Source organism: Streptomyces chilikensis (genome assembly GCF_001642695.1).
GTDB classification, from domain to species: domain Bacteria; phylum Actinomycetota; class Actinomycetes; order Streptomycetales; family Streptomycetaceae; genus Streptomyces; species Streptomyces chilikensis.
Genome location: NZ_LWCC02000005.1, coordinates 2,126,337 through 2,143,140 on the forward strand (window position 1 = coordinate 2,126,337; position 16,804 = coordinate 2,143,140).

The 16,804-nt window shown below is 73.5% G+C and carries 15 protein-coding genes and 1 tRNA gene; 7 read left to right on the plus strand and 9 right to left on the minus strand.

Annotated features, from left to right (window positions below; all coding sequences use genetic code 11):
- Positions 1 to 325 precede the first annotated feature (325 nt).
- Positions 326 to 1,660, plus strand: coding sequence for a poly(ethylene terephthalate) hydrolase family protein (locus tag A2U95_RS09535; protein ID WP_240957256.1), 1,335 nt, complete (start codon positions 326 to 328; stop codon positions 1,658 to 1,660).
- Positions 1,661 to 1,938: 278 nt separating this feature from the next.
- On the opposite strand, the gene A2U95_RS09545 is transcribed toward A2U95_RS09535, so the two are convergent.
- Positions 1,939 to 2,015, minus strand: a tRNA-Thr gene (locus tag A2U95_RS09545).
- A 193-nt stretch (positions 2,016 to 2,208) separates the two neighbouring features.
- Between A2U95_RS09545 and A2U95_RS09550 the strand changes: the two genes are divergently transcribed.
- From A2U95_RS09550 to A2U95_RS09560, 3 genes are all read left to right on the plus strand, one after another.
- Positions 2,209 to 3,321: an ABC transporter ATP-binding protein gene (locus A2U95_RS09550; protein ID WP_166021734.1), complete on the plus strand. Its 1,113-nt coding sequence runs from the start codon at positions 2,209 to 2,211 to the stop codon at positions 3,319 to 3,321.
- A gap of 231 nt (positions 3,322 to 3,552) precedes the next feature.
- Positions 3,553 to 4,008, plus strand: a complete 456-nt coding sequence (locus A2U95_RS09555) for a hypothetical protein (RefSeq protein ID WP_166021735.1) — start codon at positions 3,553 to 3,555, stop codon at positions 4,006 to 4,008.
- A gap of 103 nt (positions 4,009 to 4,111) precedes the next feature.
- The gene (locus A2U95_RS09560) at positions 4,112 to 4,843 is read left to right on the plus strand and encodes a nucleotidyltransferase family protein (RefSeq protein ID WP_166021736.1); all 732 of its coding nucleotides are present in this window, start codon (positions 4,112 to 4,114) and stop codon (positions 4,841 to 4,843) included.
- Between the two features lie 404 nt (positions 4,844 to 5,247).
- Here the strand turns inward: A2U95_RS09560 and A2U95_RS09565 are convergent, their stop codons facing one another.
- From A2U95_RS09565 to A2U95_RS09590, 6 genes are all read right to left on the minus strand, one after another.
- Complete coding sequence (locus tag A2U95_RS09565) at positions 5,248 to 7,209, minus strand: DoxX family protein (protein ID WP_277350872.1); 1,962 nt, start codon at positions 7,207 to 7,209, stop codon at positions 5,248 to 5,250.
- Between the two features lie 171 nt (positions 7,210 to 7,380).
- Complete coding sequence (gene rlmB, locus A2U95_RS09570; RefSeq protein WP_166021737.1) at positions 7,381 to 8,322, minus strand: 23S rRNA (guanosine(2251)-2'-O)-methyltransferase RlmB; 942 nt, start codon at positions 8,320 to 8,322, stop codon at positions 7,381 to 7,383.
- 95 nt (positions 8,323 to 8,417) lie between these two features.
- Positions 8,418 to 9,818 (minus strand): cysteine--tRNA ligase, encoded by a 1,401-nt coding sequence (cysS, locus tag A2U95_RS09575; RefSeq protein WP_166021738.1) that lies wholly within the window; start codon positions 9,816 to 9,818, stop codon positions 8,418 to 8,420.
- Between the two features lie 92 nt (positions 9,819 to 9,910).
- Positions 9,911 to 10,495 (minus strand): 2-C-methyl-D-erythritol 2,4-cyclodiphosphate synthase, encoded by a 585-nt coding sequence (gene ispF, locus A2U95_RS09580; RefSeq protein ID WP_240957257.1) that lies wholly within the window; start codon positions 10,493 to 10,495, stop codon positions 9,911 to 9,913.
- The gene (gene ispD / locus A2U95_RS09585) at positions 10,485 to 11,237 is read right to left on the minus strand and encodes a 2-C-methyl-D-erythritol 4-phosphate cytidylyltransferase (protein ID WP_166025005.1); all 753 of its coding nucleotides are present in this window, start codon (positions 11,235 to 11,237) and stop codon (positions 10,485 to 10,487) included. The genes ispF and ispD overlap by 11 nt, the downstream gene beginning before the upstream one ends.
- A 257-nt stretch (positions 11,238 to 11,494) precedes the next feature.
- Positions 11,495 to 11,977, minus strand: a complete 483-nt coding sequence (locus tag A2U95_RS09590; protein WP_003953493.1) for a CarD family transcriptional regulator — start codon at positions 11,975 to 11,977, stop codon at positions 11,495 to 11,497.
- 680 nt (positions 11,978 to 12,657) lie between these two features.
- Here A2U95_RS09590 and A2U95_RS09600 point away from each other — a divergent pair.
- Positions 12,658 to 13,287, plus strand: coding sequence for a copper chaperone PCu(A)C domain-containing protein (locus A2U95_RS09600; protein WP_166021739.1), 630 nt, complete (start codon positions 12,658 to 12,660; stop codon positions 13,285 to 13,287).
- Between the two features lie 100 nt (positions 13,288 to 13,387).
- Here A2U95_RS09600 and phoP read toward each other — a convergent pair whose 3' ends face one another.
- Both phoP and phoR read right to left on the minus strand, forming a co-directional pair.
- The gene (gene phoP, locus A2U95_RS09605) at positions 13,388 to 14,059 is read right to left on the minus strand and encodes a two-component system response regulator PhoP (RefSeq protein WP_476756105.1); all 672 of its coding nucleotides are present in this window, start codon (positions 14,057 to 14,059) and stop codon (positions 13,388 to 13,390) included.
- A 5-nt stretch (positions 14,060 to 14,064) separates the two neighbouring features.
- A complete protein-coding gene (phoR, locus tag A2U95_RS09610; protein WP_166021741.1) occupies positions 14,065 to 15,375 on the minus strand; it encodes a two-component system sensor histidine kinase PhoR in 1,311 nt (436 codons plus the stop codon).
- A 301-nt stretch (positions 15,376 to 15,676) separates the two neighbouring features.
- Here phoR and phoU point away from each other — a divergent pair, with 301 nt between their 5' ends.
- Both phoU and A2U95_RS09620 read left to right on the plus strand, forming a co-directional pair.
- Positions 15,677 to 16,345: a phosphate signaling complex protein PhoU gene (gene phoU / locus A2U95_RS09615; protein ID WP_166021742.1), complete on the plus strand. Its 669-nt coding sequence runs from the start codon at positions 15,677 to 15,679 to the stop codon at positions 16,343 to 16,345.
- Positions 16,346 to 16,503: 158 nt separating this feature from the next.
- Positions 16,504 to 16,659: a hypothetical protein gene (locus tag A2U95_RS09620; RefSeq protein WP_166021743.1), complete on the plus strand. Its 156-nt coding sequence runs from the start codon at positions 16,504 to 16,506 to the stop codon at positions 16,657 to 16,659.
- Positions 16,660 to 16,804: the final 145 nt, after the last annotated feature.

The following is a 16,804-nucleotide window of genomic DNA, read 5'->3' on the forward strand; positions in this document are numbered from 1 at the left end:
CCCCCCCCCCCACCCACAACCGCTCGCCCGTACGCCTCACCGATCAGCGCCACCCGCACGTCAGCGCCACCAAGGACACCGAAGAGGAAATCCCGTGGATGGCCTCGCACGGCGTCAGCGCCGCCGGCACCCGGGGTCCGGCCCCACCGGCCGGGCGACGGTCTGCGGTCCCCGCACGCTCACGCTTCCTCCTCCGCCGGCGGAGGCGTCGAATCCCCGCCGACGGTGCCCCGATCCGCCGGCCCAGGGACCCGCTCGCCTCCCGGCAGCCCCGCACCGACCCGGACCTCCCCCGCCCCCCACACCGTCCGACAAGGAGCACACCATGGCCATGAACAGACGCACCTTCCTGGGACTGGGCGCGGCCGGAGCCGTGGCCGCCGTCCAGGTGCACGGCGCCACCGTGGCGACGGCATCCCCGTCCGCCTCGGCAGCCGCGCCGGCCCAGCGCTTCGCCATCGGGGTGAGGGAGTACGCCTGGGCACGCGGAAGCCGCCGGCTGACCACCCGGATCTTCTACCCCGCCACCGGCACGCCGGGCGGCAATCCGGTCGTCAACGCCCCCGTGGCCGACGGCGTCTTCCCGATCTGCGAGTTCAGCCACGGTCTCGGCGGCAACCCGGAGAGCTACGCACCGCTGATCCGCCCTCTGGCCGAAGCCGGATTCGTCGTCCCCGCCCCCGTCTTCCCCACCACCTCCAGCGGCACCTCGGGCAACATCCAGGACGTCTACAACGGAAACCAGTCCATGGACGTCTCCCAGGTCATCAGCAACACCCTCGCCCTCAACACCGCCGCCGGCGACCCGCTCGCCGGGCACCTCGACACCACCTCCGGCGTCGGTGTCGCGGGCCATTCGCTGGGCGGCATGACCACCCACGGGCTGCTGACCGCCTGGCCGGACAGCCGGGTGGCCGCCGCCGTCCCCTTCGCCTGTGTCGACATGGGCAACCCCAGCAGCACGGTCACGGCCAAGGTCCTGTTCGTCCACGGCGACCAGGACCCCACCTGCCCGTACTCCTCCGCCCGCCAGGCCTACGGGGAACTGCCCGCGCCCAAGGCGTTCCTCACCCACCGTGGCGCGCGTCACGACGAGTACATATGGAGCGGCTACAACCACACCCAGACCGTCGCCACCTACGTGGACTGGATGCGCTGGAGTCTCTACGCCGACACCGCCGCCCGCGACCGTCTCCCCGCCGACGCCACCTCCAACACCACCACCGCGGGCTGGGAAGCCGTCCTCACCACGTCCACCCCCTCCGGGCCGCCGGTCGGCCTCCGTTCCCGGGCCAACAACCAGTACGTCTGCGCGGAGAACGCCGGCGCCAACCCGCTCGTCGCCAACCGCACCACCGTGGGGGACTGGGAGCGGTTCGACCTGGTCGACCTCGGCGGGGGCGCCGTCGCACTGCGCGCCCGCGTCAACGGCCGGTACGTCTGCGCGGAGAACGCCGGCGCCAACCCGCTCGTCGCCAACCGCACCTCCGTCGGGGCCTGGGAGACCTTCCGCCGCGTGAACAATTCCGACGGCACCATCAGCCTGCGCGCACAGGTCAACAACCTGTACGTCACGGCCGGGAACGGCGGAACGAGCCCTCTCGTCGCCGGCCGCACGACCATCGGCCCCTCCGAGTCGTTCGACCTCGTCAACGGCTGACCGACCGGCCCCTGCCGAGCGGGAAGAGACCGGTGCCGGCTTCCCCCACCGTGCCCTCGTCGCCCGGACCCCACAGGCGTGCCCCCGCGGCCGGCACCCGCTCGTACCGCTGGCACCGGTCGGCATGGCGTGGTCCTGCCTGCCAGGCACGGGAGCCGGCATCCGCGTTTCGCTCCGCGCGCTCGCGGCGGTCCCGACCGGCCGAGGCCGTTGATGTCACCCGCGGATGCCGAAGACCCCCGACCATGATCGGTCGGGGGCCTTCGCCCTGCCCTGCCTGGAGCCCCCTGTCGGGTTCGAACCGACGACCCCCGCTTTACAAGAGCGGTGCTCTGGCCAGCTGAGCTAAGGAGGCGTGCCCGAGCAGTGTACCCACCGGGTGCGGTGACCTCGCCGGGAATTGTTGTGAACTTATCCTCCGCACCCTGCTGACTTTCGAGGGTCGGGCAGGTTAACGTCCCTGCAGTCCGGTTGTTACGGACAGGACATCACCACCTTCCACTACGGATCGTCCGGCACGTTCCTGCCGGTGAAGGGGGCCCATCACCATGGCCACTGTTACGTTCGACAAGGCGACCCGCATCTACCCCGGCGGCACGAAGCCCGCCGTGGACGCGCTCGACATCGAGATCCAGGACGGCGAGTTCCTGGTCCTCGTCGGCCCCTCCGGCTGCGGCAAGTCCACCTCCCTGCGCATGCTCGCGGGTCTCGAGGACGTCAACGGCGGCGCGATCCGCATCGGCGACCGCGACGTCACCCACCTGCCGCCGAAGGACCGGGACATCGCCATGGTGTTCCAGAACTACGCGCTCTACCCCCACATGACGGTCGCCGCGAACATGGGCTTCGCGCTCAAGATCGCGGGCGTGCCGAAGGACGTCATCCGGCAGAAGGTGGAGGAGGCCGCGCGCATCCTCGACCTCACCGAGTACCTGGACCGCAAGCCGAAGGCGCTCTCCGGCGGTCAGCGCCAGCGTGTGGCCATGGGCCGCGCCATCGTGCGCGAGCCGCAGGTCTTCCTCATGGACGAGCCGCTGTCCAACCTGGACGCCAAGCTCCGCGTGTCGACCCGTACGCAGATCGCGTCGCTGCAGCGCCGTCTGGGCATCACCACCGTCTACGTCACCCACGACCAGGTCGAGGCCATGACGATGGGCGACCGGGTGGCCGTGCTCAAGGACGGTCTGCTCCAGCAGATCGACACCCCGCGCAACATGTACGACCGTCCCGCCAACCTCTTCGTGGCCGGCTTCATCGGCTCGCCCGCGATGAACCTGGTCGAGGTGCCGATCACCGACGGCGGCGTGACCTTCGGCAACAGCGTGGTCCCGGTCAGCCGTGAGGCGCTCACCGCGGCCGCGAACCGTGGCGACACCACGGTGACCGTGGGCGTCCGCCCCGAGCACTTCGACGTGGTGGAGCTCGGCGGCGCCGGCCTCGCCAAGGACGCCGGCCTCGAGGTCTCCGTCAACGTGGTCGAGGAGCTCGGCGCCGACGGCTACGTCTACGGCACCGCGCGGGTCGGCGGCGAGGACAAGGAGCTGGTGGTCCGCGTCAACGGCCGTCAGGTTCCGGAGAAGGGCTCCAAGCTGCACGTCGTCCCGAAGGCGGGCGAGACCCACGTCTTCTCGACCTCCACGGGCGAGCGCCTCTCCGACTGATCCGGAAGCGGCACGAGAGGGGCCCCGCGGCATCGCGCCGCCGGGCCCCTCCGTCGTTCCCGGGCACCCGCAGGCGGCCCGCACGCGCCCGCGGACGGCCCCGCACCGGCGCGCGGCGGCGCCCGGGCGACCCGGCGGCGTCAACCCGACAACTCGAATGCTCCCCCGAAACGTCACCCATCAGGGTTACCAAATGTCGCCGGGCGACTACCGCCCGCTACCCTCACTCGCGTGAAGCACACCACGAACCAGCAGACGCGCGCCGGCCGCGGTCCCGCCCGGCGGATCGGCCGCACGCTCGCCCTCGTCCTCCCCGTCGTCCTGGTCCTCTCCGGCACGCTCGCGGTCACCCGGGTGAACTGGTCCGGCGAGCCCGCCGACCCGGTGCTCGCCGCTGCGAACGCCGAGGCCCCCGCGGGCGTCGCGGCCGAGGGCCGCACCGCCCCGCAGGACGTGCTGCGCGACCGGCTCCTGACCGAGCTGCAGGAGGAGGACCCGGGCGTGGCCCTCACCCATCTGCAGAAGGCGATCGACGAGCGGCCGTCGCTGGCCCGCCACTGCGCTTCCATCGCCCGCGCGCTGGGCCGCGCCGCGGTCCGGATCCACGGGCCGGCGGAGGCGCAGTCGTACTCGCGGCCGGTGTGCGACACGTCCTTCGCCACGGGGGTCGCGGCGGCGGGCAGCTAGACCCGCGCGCCGCCCTCCCGTCCCTGCGCCCGCCGTCCCCCGCCCCTCCCTTCCTTCCCCCTCCCGGTCCTGTGGCGCGCGGGGCGCACGTACAGTGCGGTCCATGACCGATCCGAACGCCGCCGCGCGCCCCGTCCAGGCCGTCATCCTGGCCGGTGGCCAGGGCTCCCGCCTGCGCCCGTACACCGACGACCGGCCCAAGCCGATGGTGGAGATCCCCGGCACGGGCACGCCGATCATCGGCCACCAGATCGCCTGGCTCGCCCAGGAGGGCGTGACCGACGTGGTCGTCAGCTGCGGGCATCTCGCCGAGGTGCTGGACGAGTGGCTGAATGCCACCGACCTGCCGGCGCGGGTCACCACCGTCGTCGAGCCCGAGCCGCTGGGGCGGGGCGGCGGGCTCAAGTACGCCGCGGCGCACCTGCCGCACCCCGACCGCGCGTGGTACGCCACCAACGGGGACATCTGGACCCGGTTCTCGCTGCGGGACATGGCCGACTTCCACACCGGGCGCGGGGCCACGGCCACGCTGGCGCTGGCCCGGCCGCGGCTGCCGTGGGGTGCGGTGCGCACCGACGGGTTCGGTTACATCAACGACTTCATCGAGGCTCCGCCGTCGACCTTCGAGATCAACGCGGGCGTCTACGTCTTCTCCCCCGAGTTCGCGGAACTCCTGCCGGAGCGGGGGGACCACGAGCGCAGCACGTTCCCCCGGCTCGCGCGTGAACGGCGGCTGGCCGGCTTCTCCATCCCGCACGGGGCGTACTGGCGCGCCATCGACACGGCGAAGGACCTCACGGAGGCCGCCAAGGAACTCGCCGCCCTCAACCGCTGACCGCCGCCCTCCCCTCCACGCGGAGGAGCGGAGGGGGTGTGGCCCCGCCGACACCCTGCGCGTGCCGCGTACCCGGCCCGCCGTCACGGGGCGGACGGGACGCCCGCGGGGGCGCGGACGGAGCCCGGATCCGCGCCTCCGCGGCGAGCGGTCCCCGCCGTGCCCGCGCCGAGCACCACGGCGCGAGCGGCACGGCCGCCCGAGCCGCTCCCGCCTGCCCGCCTCCACCCGGGCCTGCCCGAGCCGCCCCGCCCCCGGCGGGCCGGAGGCGGCCCCGCCGGGAAAGGGATCCGCAGCGCCTCCGGCGCACGGCGCGGGGAAGGCCCCCGAACCGGAAGGACCCGGCCCCGGAAGGGGTGCCGAGGGCCTTTCCGGCCGGGGGCCTTCGCCCGGGAAGGGGCGTGTCAGCCGAAGAGGCCGCCCACGAGGCCCGGACGGTGGGGGGACTCGCCGGGGGCGCCGTCGCTGCCGGAGGGGCTGCCGGAGGAGGGAGCGCCCCCGGAGTATCCGGTGTCCGGCGCCTGCTCGGGGGCCGGCTCGACCGGCGGCGCCTGGCCCGACTCGCTGGGCCGTCCCCCCGTGACGTCACCGGTCACCCCGGTGTCCGCGCCCGCGGTGTCCTGTCCGCTCTGCGCACCCGTACCCGCGGCGGTCCGCTCCTGCGCACCGGCCGACCCGGCCGTCTCCCGGGCTCCCGCGGCACCGTCCGATCCCGCGGTCGGCCCGCCGGAGGCGGCCCCCGAGGGCGACTCCGTGCCCGGTACCGCCTCGCCCGGCAGCGGCGATCCCGGCAGCGCGTTCCGCGGCGGCTCGCCGGGACGCGGCACGACCACCCGGTCCGCGTCCCGCACCGCCGCGCCCAGCAGCGATCCGACCAGCAGGGTCAGACCGGCGACCACCCCCGCCGCCAGCGCTCCCCGCTTCAGCACGTACCGCCGCAGATCCCAGATCTCCGCCCGCGGTCCCAGCCGCCGCCACGCGCGCCCGGCCAGCGCACCGTCCGCCGAGTAGACCGGCGCGCCCGCGATCACCAGCGGCGACCAGGCCGCCAGATAGATGACGTCCGCCATCTCGTACACCGGCACGGCCTGCCAGCTCACGCCCATCAGCAGCGCGGACGCCAGCAGCATGCCCAGCCCGGCGGCGACCCGCTGCCACAGCCCCAGGACCGTCAGCACGCCGGCGATCACCTGGAGGAAGGCCACGGTCAGTCCGGACCCCACCGGGTGCTGGAGCGCGAAGCCGTGCAGCGGCTCGCCGATGCCCCCCGGTTCGAGGGAGTGCAGCAGCCGGGTCATCGACCCCCGCTCGCCGCCGTCGAAGTAGACGGGGTCGCAGAGCTTGCCCATGCCGTCGTAGACGGAGACGAAGCCGAGGAACACCCGCAGCGGCAGCAGCACCACGCCGAGGTTCATCCGGCGGCCGGGGTAGTAGGCGTGCTTCTCGGACGCCCGCCGGGCCCCGCGCCCCTCCCCGGCCTCCTCCGCCGCGAGGGCGTCGGGGTGGTACCGGCCGCCGTCGTACCCGTCGGCGCCGTGGTAGGCGTCGGCCCCGTACCCGTCGGCACCGTAGCCGTCGTAGCGGGAGCCGGTGTCCCGGTACGCGCCGGACCGGCCGTAGCCGTCGGCGGCGTACTCGTCGCCGTACGCCTCGTACGCGCCCGGCGCGAGGTAGCCGGTCTCCTCGAAGGCGCTGCCCACCGACCGCATCGGCGGCAGCAGCCGGGCGCCCCCGCCGATCACCGGGTTCTCCAGGGTGCGCTCGGCGTCGCTCTCCTCGCGGACGCCCGCGTACCCGGCGGGCGCGCCACCGCCGTCGTACCCCCCGCCCAGGCCCTCGCCCGGGCCCCCGTCGAAGCCCTCGCCGAATCCGCCGAAGCGGCCCGCGCCGGGTTCCGGCAGCCGCGGGATGGTCTGGGTCATCCCGGGGGCCGCGGGTGCGGCCGGCGCGGAGGGGGCCGCCGGCGCCGAGGGCCCGGCGGCACCGCCGGAGGCGGCTCCCTGCGGGGCGACGCCGCGCAACTGGGCGCCGCGCACGGCCTGGAGCAGCCGGTGCGCCCCCGTGTCGTCCGGCGCCGACCTCCCGCTCCAGACGACCGGGCGCCGCTTCCTGCCGGCGGCGGCCGGACCCGGCTGCGCGACGACCGGGATGGGCGCCGTGTCCTCGGTGGCTCTCACGTGCCCGGCGATCCGCGTCGACCTGGCCCGCCGCGCCGAGGCGCCCAACTGCACGCGGAAACTCGCGTGATTGACGATGACCTGCGCGGGATCGCAGGGCACCTTCACCATGCTCAGCGCGGGGGTGTCGTCGAAGCCCGACGGACGGTCCCCCGTAGGTGTGCGGGGTGTTCTGGTGTCCACACTCATCTAACCGAGTGACGACACGTAAGGACACTGCCGCGGGCGCCCGCGAGGTGTCCGAAGCACGTCAAGCTCGGCAGTCGTCCGCAAAACACCCCGCAGGAGCGAATTACTGCACACGCGTTCGGTCGGAACGGGTGTGGGTGGAGGGGCCCCGCGGGGCCCCTCGCGCCACGGTCAGGCGCGGCGGCGCGCCGCCTCGTAGAGCACGATGCCCGCCGCCACACCGGCGTTGAGCGACTCGGCGCCACCCGGCATCGGGATGCGGACCCGGAAGTCGCAGGTCTCGCCGACCAGACGGGACAGGCCCTTGCCCTCGCTGCCGACCACGATCACGACGGGACCGGACAGCGCCTCCAGGTCACCGATCTCGTGCTCGCCGTCGGCCGCCAGGCCCACCACGGCCAGACCGGCCTTCTTGTACTGCTCCAGCGCCCGGGTCAGGTTGGTGGCCCGTGCCACCGGCGTGCGGGCCGCGGTGCCGGCCGAGGTCTTCCAGGCGCCCGCCGTCATCCCGGCCGCGCGGCGCTCCGGCACCAGCACGCCGTGGCCGCCGAAGGCGGAGACGGAGCGGACGACCGCGCCGAGGTTCCGCGGGTCGGTGACGCCGTCCAGCGCGACGACCAGCGGGTCCTCGCCCGCGTCGGCGGCGTCGGCGACCAGGTCCTCGGGGTGGGCGTACTCGTACGGCGGGACCTGCAGGACCAGGCCCTGGTGGTTGAGCCCGTTGGTCATCCGGTCGAGCTCGGGGCGCGGCGCCTCCATCAGGTTGATGCCGCCGCGCTCCGCGGCGAGCTGCAGCGCCTCGCGCACCCGCTCGTCGTTGTCGATGAACTGCTGCACGTAGAGCGTCCTGGCGGGCACGCCCTCGCGCAGCGCCTCGACGACCGGGTTGCGGCCGACGACCAGCTCGGAGGTGGAACGGCCGCCGCCCCGCCGGGCGGTGGTGGGCCTGCCCTGGGCGCGGCGGGCCTTCGCGTTGGCGGCACGCTGCTTGGCGTGGCCCTTGCGCATCTCGGCGGGCGGGGTCGGTCCCTTGCCCTCGAGGCCCCGGCGTCGCTGGCCGCCACTGCCGACCTGCGCGCCCTTCTTACTCGATGCGCGGCGGTCCTTGGACATGAGCTGATCGTCTCCGTGATGCTGGGGGGGAATGTACGTCTGGAAGTGCAAGTGTGCCGCCCGGAGGCCCGGACGGCACATTCGCGCAGGTCGGGTCAGCGTCCGCCGAGGGACCAGCGCGGTCCCTGCGGGCTGTCCTCGATGACCAGGCCGGACCTGCCGAGCTGGTCGCGGATGGCGTCGGCGGTCGCCCAGTCCTTGCGGGCGCGGGCGGCCTCGCGCTGCTCCAGCACCAGCCGGACCAGGCCGTCGACCACGCCCTCGAGCTCCTCGCCGCGGCCGCCGGCGCCGCCGGACCAGTGCTCGTCCAGCGGGTCGAGACCGAGCACGCCGAGCATGGCGCGGACCTCGGCCAGACGGGCGACGACGGCTTCCTTGTCGTCGGCGCCGAGGGCGCTGTTGCCCTGCCGGACCGTGGTGTGGACGACGGCGAGCGCCTGCGGGGTGCCCAGGTCGTCGTCCATCGCCTCGGCGAAGGCCGGCGGGACCTCGGCGGCCGGCTCGACGGGCCCGCCCGCGAGCTCGACGGCGCGCTGGACGAAGCCCTCGATCCGCGCGAACGCGGACTCGGCCTCGCGCAGGGCCTCCTCGCTGTACTCGATCATCGACCGGTAGTGCGGGGTGCCCAGGTAGTAGCGGAGGACGATCGGCCGCCACCGGGTGACCATCTCGGAGACCAGCACCGAGTTGCCGAGCGACTTGGACATCTTCTCGCCGCTCATCGTCACCCAGGCGTTGTGCATCCAGTAGCGGGCGAACTCGTCGCCGAACGCCTTGGACTGGGCGATCTCGTTCTCGTGGTGCGGGAAGATCAGGTCCAGGCCGCCGCCGTGGATGTCGAAGGCGGAACCCAGGTACTTGTGGGCCATCGCCGAGCACTCCAGGTGCCAGCCCGGGCGGCCGGGGCCGAAGGGCGTCTCCCAGCTGGGCTCGCCCGGCTTGGCCGCCTTCCACATGGCGAAGTCCCGCGGGTCCCGCTTGCCGGCCACGCCCTCGTCGGGCTGGCGGAGGTCGTCGACGTCCTGGTTGGACAGCGACAGGTACCCGGGGAAGGAGCGCACGTCGAAGTAGACGCTGCCGCCCGCCTCGTAGGCGTGGCCGCGCTCGATCAGGCCGCGCATCATCTCCACCATCTCGGTGACGTGGCCGGTGGCCCGCGGCTCGTAGGTCGGGGGCAGGCAGCCCAGCGCGTCGTAGGCGGCGGTGAAGGCGCGCTCGTTCTCGTAGCCGATGGACCACCACGGGCGGCCGTGCTCGGCCGACTTGGCGATGATCTTGTCGTCGATGTCGGTGACGTTCCGGACGAACGTCACCCGGTGCCCGCGGTGGGCGAACCAGCGGCGCAGGATGTCGAAGTTGAGGCCCGAGCGGATGTGCCCGATGTGCGGGGGCGCCTGAACGGTGGCACCACACAGGTAGATCGAGACACAGCCCTGCGTGAGCGGGACGAAGTCACGGATCTGCCGGGCGCTGGTGTCGTACAGGCGAATAGTCACGCCTCAAGAGTAGTGGGCGTGCGGCACTGCCTCACGCCCACCGCGCGACAACCGGCCAGGGGCCGCGGGGCCCGTGGCCGACGCCGTCGGGCCTACCTGCCGGCGGCGCGGACCACCAGGGCGGTGGCGACCGCCATCAGGCCCTCGCCCCTGCCGGGGAAGCCGAGGCCGTCCGTGGTCGCCCCCGAGACCGAGACCGGTGCGCCGGCCGCCTCGGAGAGGATCTTCTGCGCCTCGTCCCGCCGCCTGCCGATCTTCGGCCGGGGGCCGACGACCTGGACGGCGACGTTGCCGATGACGAAGCCCTCCGCGCGGACGATCCGGGCCGCCTCGGTGAGCAGGGTGACGCCGGAGGCGCCGGACCACTCGGGCCGGGAGGTGCCGAAGTGCTGCCCCAGGTCGCCGAGTCCGGCGGCGGAGAAGAGCGCGTTGCAGGCGGCGTGCGCCACCACGTCCGCGTCGGAGTGCCCGGCGAGGCCGGGGCCCTCGCCCTCCCACTTCAGGCCCGCGCACCAGAGTTCGCGGCCGTCCTCGAAGGCGTGGATGTCGGTGCCGACGCCCACCTGCGGCAGCGGGTACGGGAGGGCGGCCGGGGCGGCCTGCCGCTCGGAGGCCGTGTGCCCGGAGACCGTGTGCCCGGAGACCGTGTGCCCGGAAGCCGTGTGCTCAGAAGCCATCGTTGCGCCTCCGCCGGGCCAGGACCGCCTCGGCCAGGACCAGGTCCAGCGGGCGGGTCACCTTGAACGCCTCCTCGTGCCCGGGCACCGTGACGACGCGCAGACCGAGCCGCTCGACCATGCTCGCGTCGTCGGTCACCTCGCCGTCCACCTCCTTGTGGGCGCGGAGCAGGGCGGTGCGGTCGAACCCCTGCGGGGTCTGCACGGCGCGCAGCCGGGCGCGCGCCGGGGTGGCCACCACCGGCTCGGGCTCCCCGTCCACGGCGGCCGGCTCGACCTCCTTGACGGTGTCGGCCAGCGGCAGCGCCGGCACCACGGCGGGGGCGCCGTCGCGCACCGTCTCGATCACCGCGTCCACGGTGTCCACCGGCACCAGCGGGCGGGCCGCGTCGTGCACCAGCACCACCTCGTGCCCGGCGGGCAGCGCCTCCAGGCCGAGGCGCACGGACTCCTGACGGGTCTCGCCGCCGGGCACCACGAGGAAGTCGGTGCGCTCGGGCAGCGCGTGCGAGTCGAGGAGCGACCGCACCTCGGCCACGCCGTCCGACGGGGCCACCACCACGACCAGGGCGACGTGACGGGACGCGGCCATGGCGCGCACCGCGTGGATGAGCATGGGGGTTCCGCCGAGCGTCCGCAGCGCCTTGGGGGCGCCGGGGCCCAGGCGCACGCCCCGGCCGGCGGCCGGGATGACCACGGCGGCGTGAGCGGCGGAAGGGGCGGGACGCCCCTTGGAGGACAACACTGCTTCAGACATGGTTCCCGTCAGGTTTGTGTGCTCCGCGCGGATGGGTATGGCCTCTGCGAACCGGATGCTCCGCCACCGGCCGGCCCCTTCCGTGACAGACGGTCGGTGCGGACCGGACTCCGGTGCAACCGGCATGCCGCCGGACATGCCGCGGCGCCCGGCAATGCTTTCGCATCATCGGGCACCACGGCGGCAAGTGTCCTACTTCCGGCCGCGTCCGGCGGAAACACCCGCACGCGTCCGGGGGAACATCAGGAGGCGAGCACCTCGTCGAGCAGCGCCTCGGCCTTGTCCTCGTTGGTGTTCTCCGCGAGCGCCAGCTCGCTCACCAGGATCTGGCGGGCCTTGGCGAGCATGCGCTTCTCACCGGCGGACAGGCCGCGCTCCCGCTCGCGACGCCACAGGTCGCGGACGACCTCGGCGACCTTGATGACATCACCGGAGGCCAGCTTCTCCAGGTTTGCCTTGTAACGGCGCGACCAGTTCGTGGGCTCCTCGGCGTACGGCGCGCGCAGCACCTCGAAGACCCGGTCCAGTCCATCCTGACCGACCACGTCGCGCACGCCCACGAACTCGGCATTGTCCGCCGGCACGCGCACAGTGAGATCGCCCTGGGCGACCTTCAGCACCAAGTAGGTCTTGTCCACGCCTTTGATCTGGCGAGTTTCGATGGCCTCGATCAGCGCGGCCCCGTGATGGGGATAGACCACGGTGTCGCCAACCTTGAACGTCATGTGACAGGTACCCCTTCCGTGGCTATCCAGGGTAACACGGATTGGGCGCGTTCTGAATGGCGTTTTCGCAGGTCAGGGCATATCTCGGGGCTTGACAACTCCCGCCGGTGCATGCTTCGTAAGAGGAACGGAAGGGGGTATTCGCAGGTCGGAGGGGGGATCAGGACGGGGTGAAACGCGGACGTTACACCTCTTCGGGACGCCGCGACAACGACGTTACGCCCCAGAATGTCCGATTCCAAGTGTGCGAACTTCGTTACGCCGTTCGAGCGGGACACCGGACCGCCGGACGGGCCGCCGCGGCAATCCGGAATTGATCATCGGCCGGCGGAGTGCACCCCTGATCGATTTTCACCGGCGCCATTCCGGGCCTGCGGAAATAACGCCCCGCAGTTATGCGAATGCCGAACCGCCGAGCGCGGATTGCGCGGCCCGAAGAGAGGTTCGAGGAACCTTCGTCCGGGGGAACGGAGCGCCGTTGTGACGAACGTCAAGCGGACCCGTGAAGTTCCTGTGCCCGCGATCCGCGCGTTCACGCCTCGTGCACGGGGTGTGCGCGCAGGGTGGGTCGGGTGCGGCGGGAAAGAAGAGGCTCGGTAATCTTGGGGCGCCACACGAACCCATGGGAGCAGGCGTCCGCGTCCTCCCGCTCCGCCCACGTTCAAGGAGTTGCCGCCGCCGTGAGCAGCAGCCTTCGACGCGGCGCCCTCGCCGCCGCCGCCATCGCGTTCTCGATCGCCTCGCTCGCCGCCTGCGGCGCCGGCCGCGACGCCGAGTCCCTCCAGGTCAGGCCGGACCTCCCGGGTGCCGCCGTCGGCGGCATCAAGGTCCAGAACGTGGCCATCCTGACGCAGGAGGACCCCGAGGCCACCGGTCCGGCCAACATCATGGCCACCGTCTTCAACGACGGATTCAGCGACCAGACGCTGGAGTCCATCACGCTGGCCGGCGGCCCCACCGTGGAGCTCGAGCCCGCCGAGGGCGGCAAGGTGACGGTCCCGGCCGGCGGCCGTGTGGTGATCGGCGGCCCGGAGAACACCACCGCGACGCTGGCCTCCGGCCGCGAGGCCGTGCGCGACGGCGACAACCAGAGGGTGACCTTCACCTTCAGCGAGACCGGACGGGTCTCCGTGGACGCCCTGGTGCTGCCCGCCGAGAACCACTTCTCCGACTGGGGCCCCGGGGCCGTTCCCGGCACCGCGACGCCGACCGCCAAGCCCTCGGTGGACCCCTCCGGCAAGCCCTCGGGCGCCGCCGCGTCCCCCGAGGAGAACACCGGGGAGTCCGCGGAGGGCGGCGCCGGCCACTGAGCCCGGCGGAACGCACGCGCGACGCACGGAAGGGGCGGCTCCCCGGGGAGCCGCCCCTTCCGTGCGTCGCGCGTCGCGCCGCGCGCCTACGGCCTACGGCCTACGGCTCGAACTTGTAGCCCAGCCCCCGGACCGTGACCAGGTACCGCGGGGCCCCCGGGTCCGGCTCGATCTTGGCCCGGAGCCGCTTCACGTGGACGTCCAGCGTCTTGGTGTCGCCCACGTAGTCGGCGCCCCACACCCGGTCGATCAGCTGCATCCGGGTCAGCACCCGGCCGGCGTTGCGCAGCAGCATCTCCAGCAGGTCGAACTCCTTGAGCGGCAGGTCCACCTTGGCGCCGTCCACGGTGACCACGTGCCGGTCCACGTCCATCCGGACCGGACCGGCCTCCAGCGCGGCGGGCGCCGTCTCCTCGGGCTCGCCGCGACGCCGCAGCACCGCACGGATCCGGGCGACCAGCTCCCGGGACGAGAACGGCTTGGTGACGTAGTCGTCGGCGCCTATCTCCAGCCCGACCACCTTGTCGATCTCGCTGTCCTTGGCGGTGACCATGATCACCGGCACGTTGGACCGGTTGCGCAGCTGGCGGCAGACCTCGGTGCCCGGCAGCCCGGGCAGCATCAGGTCGAGCAGGACCAGGTCGGCTCCGTTGCGCTCGAACTCCTCGAGGCCGTCGGGGCCGGTCGCCGCGACGGCGACCTCGAAGCCCTCCTTGCGGAGCATGTACGACAGTACGTCGGAGAAGGACTCCTCGTCCTCGACGACGAGCACACGGGTCACGGGCGGACCTCCGGAGCGGGAAGCGGATCTGGCTGGATGGTGGGCACGGCGGTGGACCCGCCGGCGGGGGACTCCTCGGGCGCGGCGGACGGGCCGCCGGGATCCTCGGAGGCGGCGGACGGACCGCCGGTGGTTCCGGAGCCCTGGCGCCCACGCGTCGAACGGGCCTCGGGAAGCTTGACGGTGAAGGTGGAGCCCTGGCCCTCGGTGCTCCAGACGGTGACCTCACCGCCGTGCGAGGCCACCACGTGCTTGACGATGGCGAGGCCCAGCCCGGTGCCGCCGGTGGCCCGGGAGCGGGCCGGGTCGACCCGGTAGAAGCGCTCGAAGATCCGCTCCTTGTCCCGGTCGGAGATGCCTATGCCCTGGTCGGTGACGGCTATCTCGACCATCTCGCCGCCCGGCCCGGCGACCCGGCGGGCCGCGATGCCGACCTTGGTCTGCGCGGGCGAGTAGTTGACGGCGTTCTCGACCAGGTTGCCCAGGGCGCCGACCAGCTGGCCGCGGTTGCCCCAGACGTACAGCCCCTCGGCGCCGGCCGCGGTCATGGTGATGTCCTTGGAGCCGGCCTGCTGGCGGCAGCGGTCCATCGCCTCGGCGACCAGCACCTCGACCTTGACCGGCTCGGCGTACTCCAGGGGGTCGTCGTTCTGGATCCTGGAGAGGTCGATGAGCTCCTGCACCAGGTTGGTGAGGCGGGTGGCCTCGATCTGCATCCGGCCGGCGAACCGCTCCACCGCCTCCGGGTCGTCGGAGGCGTCCATCACGGCCTCCGACAGCAGGGAGAGCGCTCCCACGGGCGTCTTCAGCTCGTGGGACACGTTGGCGACGAAGTCCCGCCGGACCGCCTCGATGCGCCGGGCCTCGGTCAGGTCCTCGACCAGCAGCATCACCAGGCGCGATCCGAGCGGGGCGACCCGGGCGGAGACCGCGAGCGGTTCGGCGCGGCCCGCGCCACGCCGGGGAAGTTCCAGTTCGACCTGGCGTATCTCGCCGTCCCGCCGGGTGTCCCGGGCCATCTGCAGCATCGGCTCGACGGCGAGCCGGCCGCCGCGGACCAGTCCCAGCGCGTAGGCGGCGGAACTCGCCTTCACCACGGCGTCGGCCTCGTCCAGCACCACCGCGGAGGAACGGAGCACCGACAGCACGGTGTCCACGCCGCGGGGCAGGGCGGACTCCGCGTGGGCCGAGGCGCGGGAAGGGCGTTCCAGGTCGCTCTCGCTCCAGCGGAACGCCAGCATGGCGATCACACCGGTGAGCACACCGGCGATCGCCGCAGCGGCGGCGACCGCCGCGTTCACGTCCATGACTCCAGGTTAGGCGGGGTGAGGGGGTCCTCCCCAGCCCTCAGAGGGAGACCTGGCGCACTGGTCGCCCAGAGTTCACCTTCCGGTCCGTGTCGGTTCACCCCTGCGGCCCGCCGCGGGGGCGGACCGGCGGACCGGCGGACCGACGGGTCGGCGGGCCCTCGCGCTTTCGGACGCTTCAGGCCGCCAGGGACGGGTAGGACCGACCGCACGTGGAAAGACGTTCATGATCGGCCCGCTCGGGGAGCTGCCCCGGGATCCGCCCGGGACCGTCCGTCATCCGGAAAAAAGGGGAACAGAGATGCGCGACGCGTACCACGAGGAGCTGGACTCGATCGGCGACGACCTGGTGGAGATGGCCCGCACCGTCGGCTCGGCGATGGGCCGGGCCACCACGTCGATACTGGACGCCGACCTCTCCCTCGCGGAGCGGGTGATCGAGGCGGACCGGAACGTCGACGAGACCCAGCACGACCTGGAGGCCCGGGCGATCGCCCTGCTGGCCCGCCAGCAGCCGGTGGCCACCGACCTGCGGACGGTGGTGACCTCGCTCAGGATCTCCGCCGACCTGGAGCGGTCCGGGGACCTCGCCAAGCACGTGGCCAAGCTGGCCCGGCTGCGCTACCCGGAGAAGGCCGTCCCCTCCGACCTGCACGCCACCGTCCTGGAGATGGGACAGCTCGCCCAGCGGCTGATGGCCAAGACGGCGCAGGTGCTGGCCACCAAGGACGTCCGGCTGGCACTCCAGCTGGAGCAGGACGACGACGACATGGACACCCTGCACCGCGCGCTCTTCCAGCACCTGATGGACGACAAGTGGGAGCACGGGATCGAGACGGCCGTGGACGTGACGCTCCTCGGCCGCTACTACGAGCGGTTCGCCGACCACGCCGTCTCGGCGGCGCGGCGGGTGGTGTTCCTGGTGACCGGCGAGCACGCCGGGGACTTCGCGGCGGAGGACGGCGCGTAACGGCGCGGCCCGCGGCGGGGGGCGGGGCCGCTCCCGCGCCGCCCCGGCGGCCCACGGCGGCGCCTCCGTGCGCCGTTGATGCGCCGTGGCCGGGGGCGGTGCAATGGGGGAGCACCGTCGCACGCTCCCGTTGGACGCCCCTGGAGGGATGGACCGAGATGCCCGAGGCCCCCCGCACGGACGAGAACCCCACCCGCCCCGCCGGCACCGAGGAGGCGCCGGCGCCGCGCGCGCTGCCACTGCTCGCGGCCTGCGGCTGCGGCTCCGGCTGCGGCTGCGGCTGCCAGTCCGGCGCCCCTTGCCAGTGCGGCTGACGCACCACCACCACCGCCGGGCGCGCCGGGACCACCGCCGGGCGCACCGAGAACGTCGACGCCGGGCGCGCACGGGACCGTGCGCGCCCGGCGTCCGTCCGCGCGGCGCGTGTCCCGGGACGTCCGCGGGCGCCCGGGACCCGGC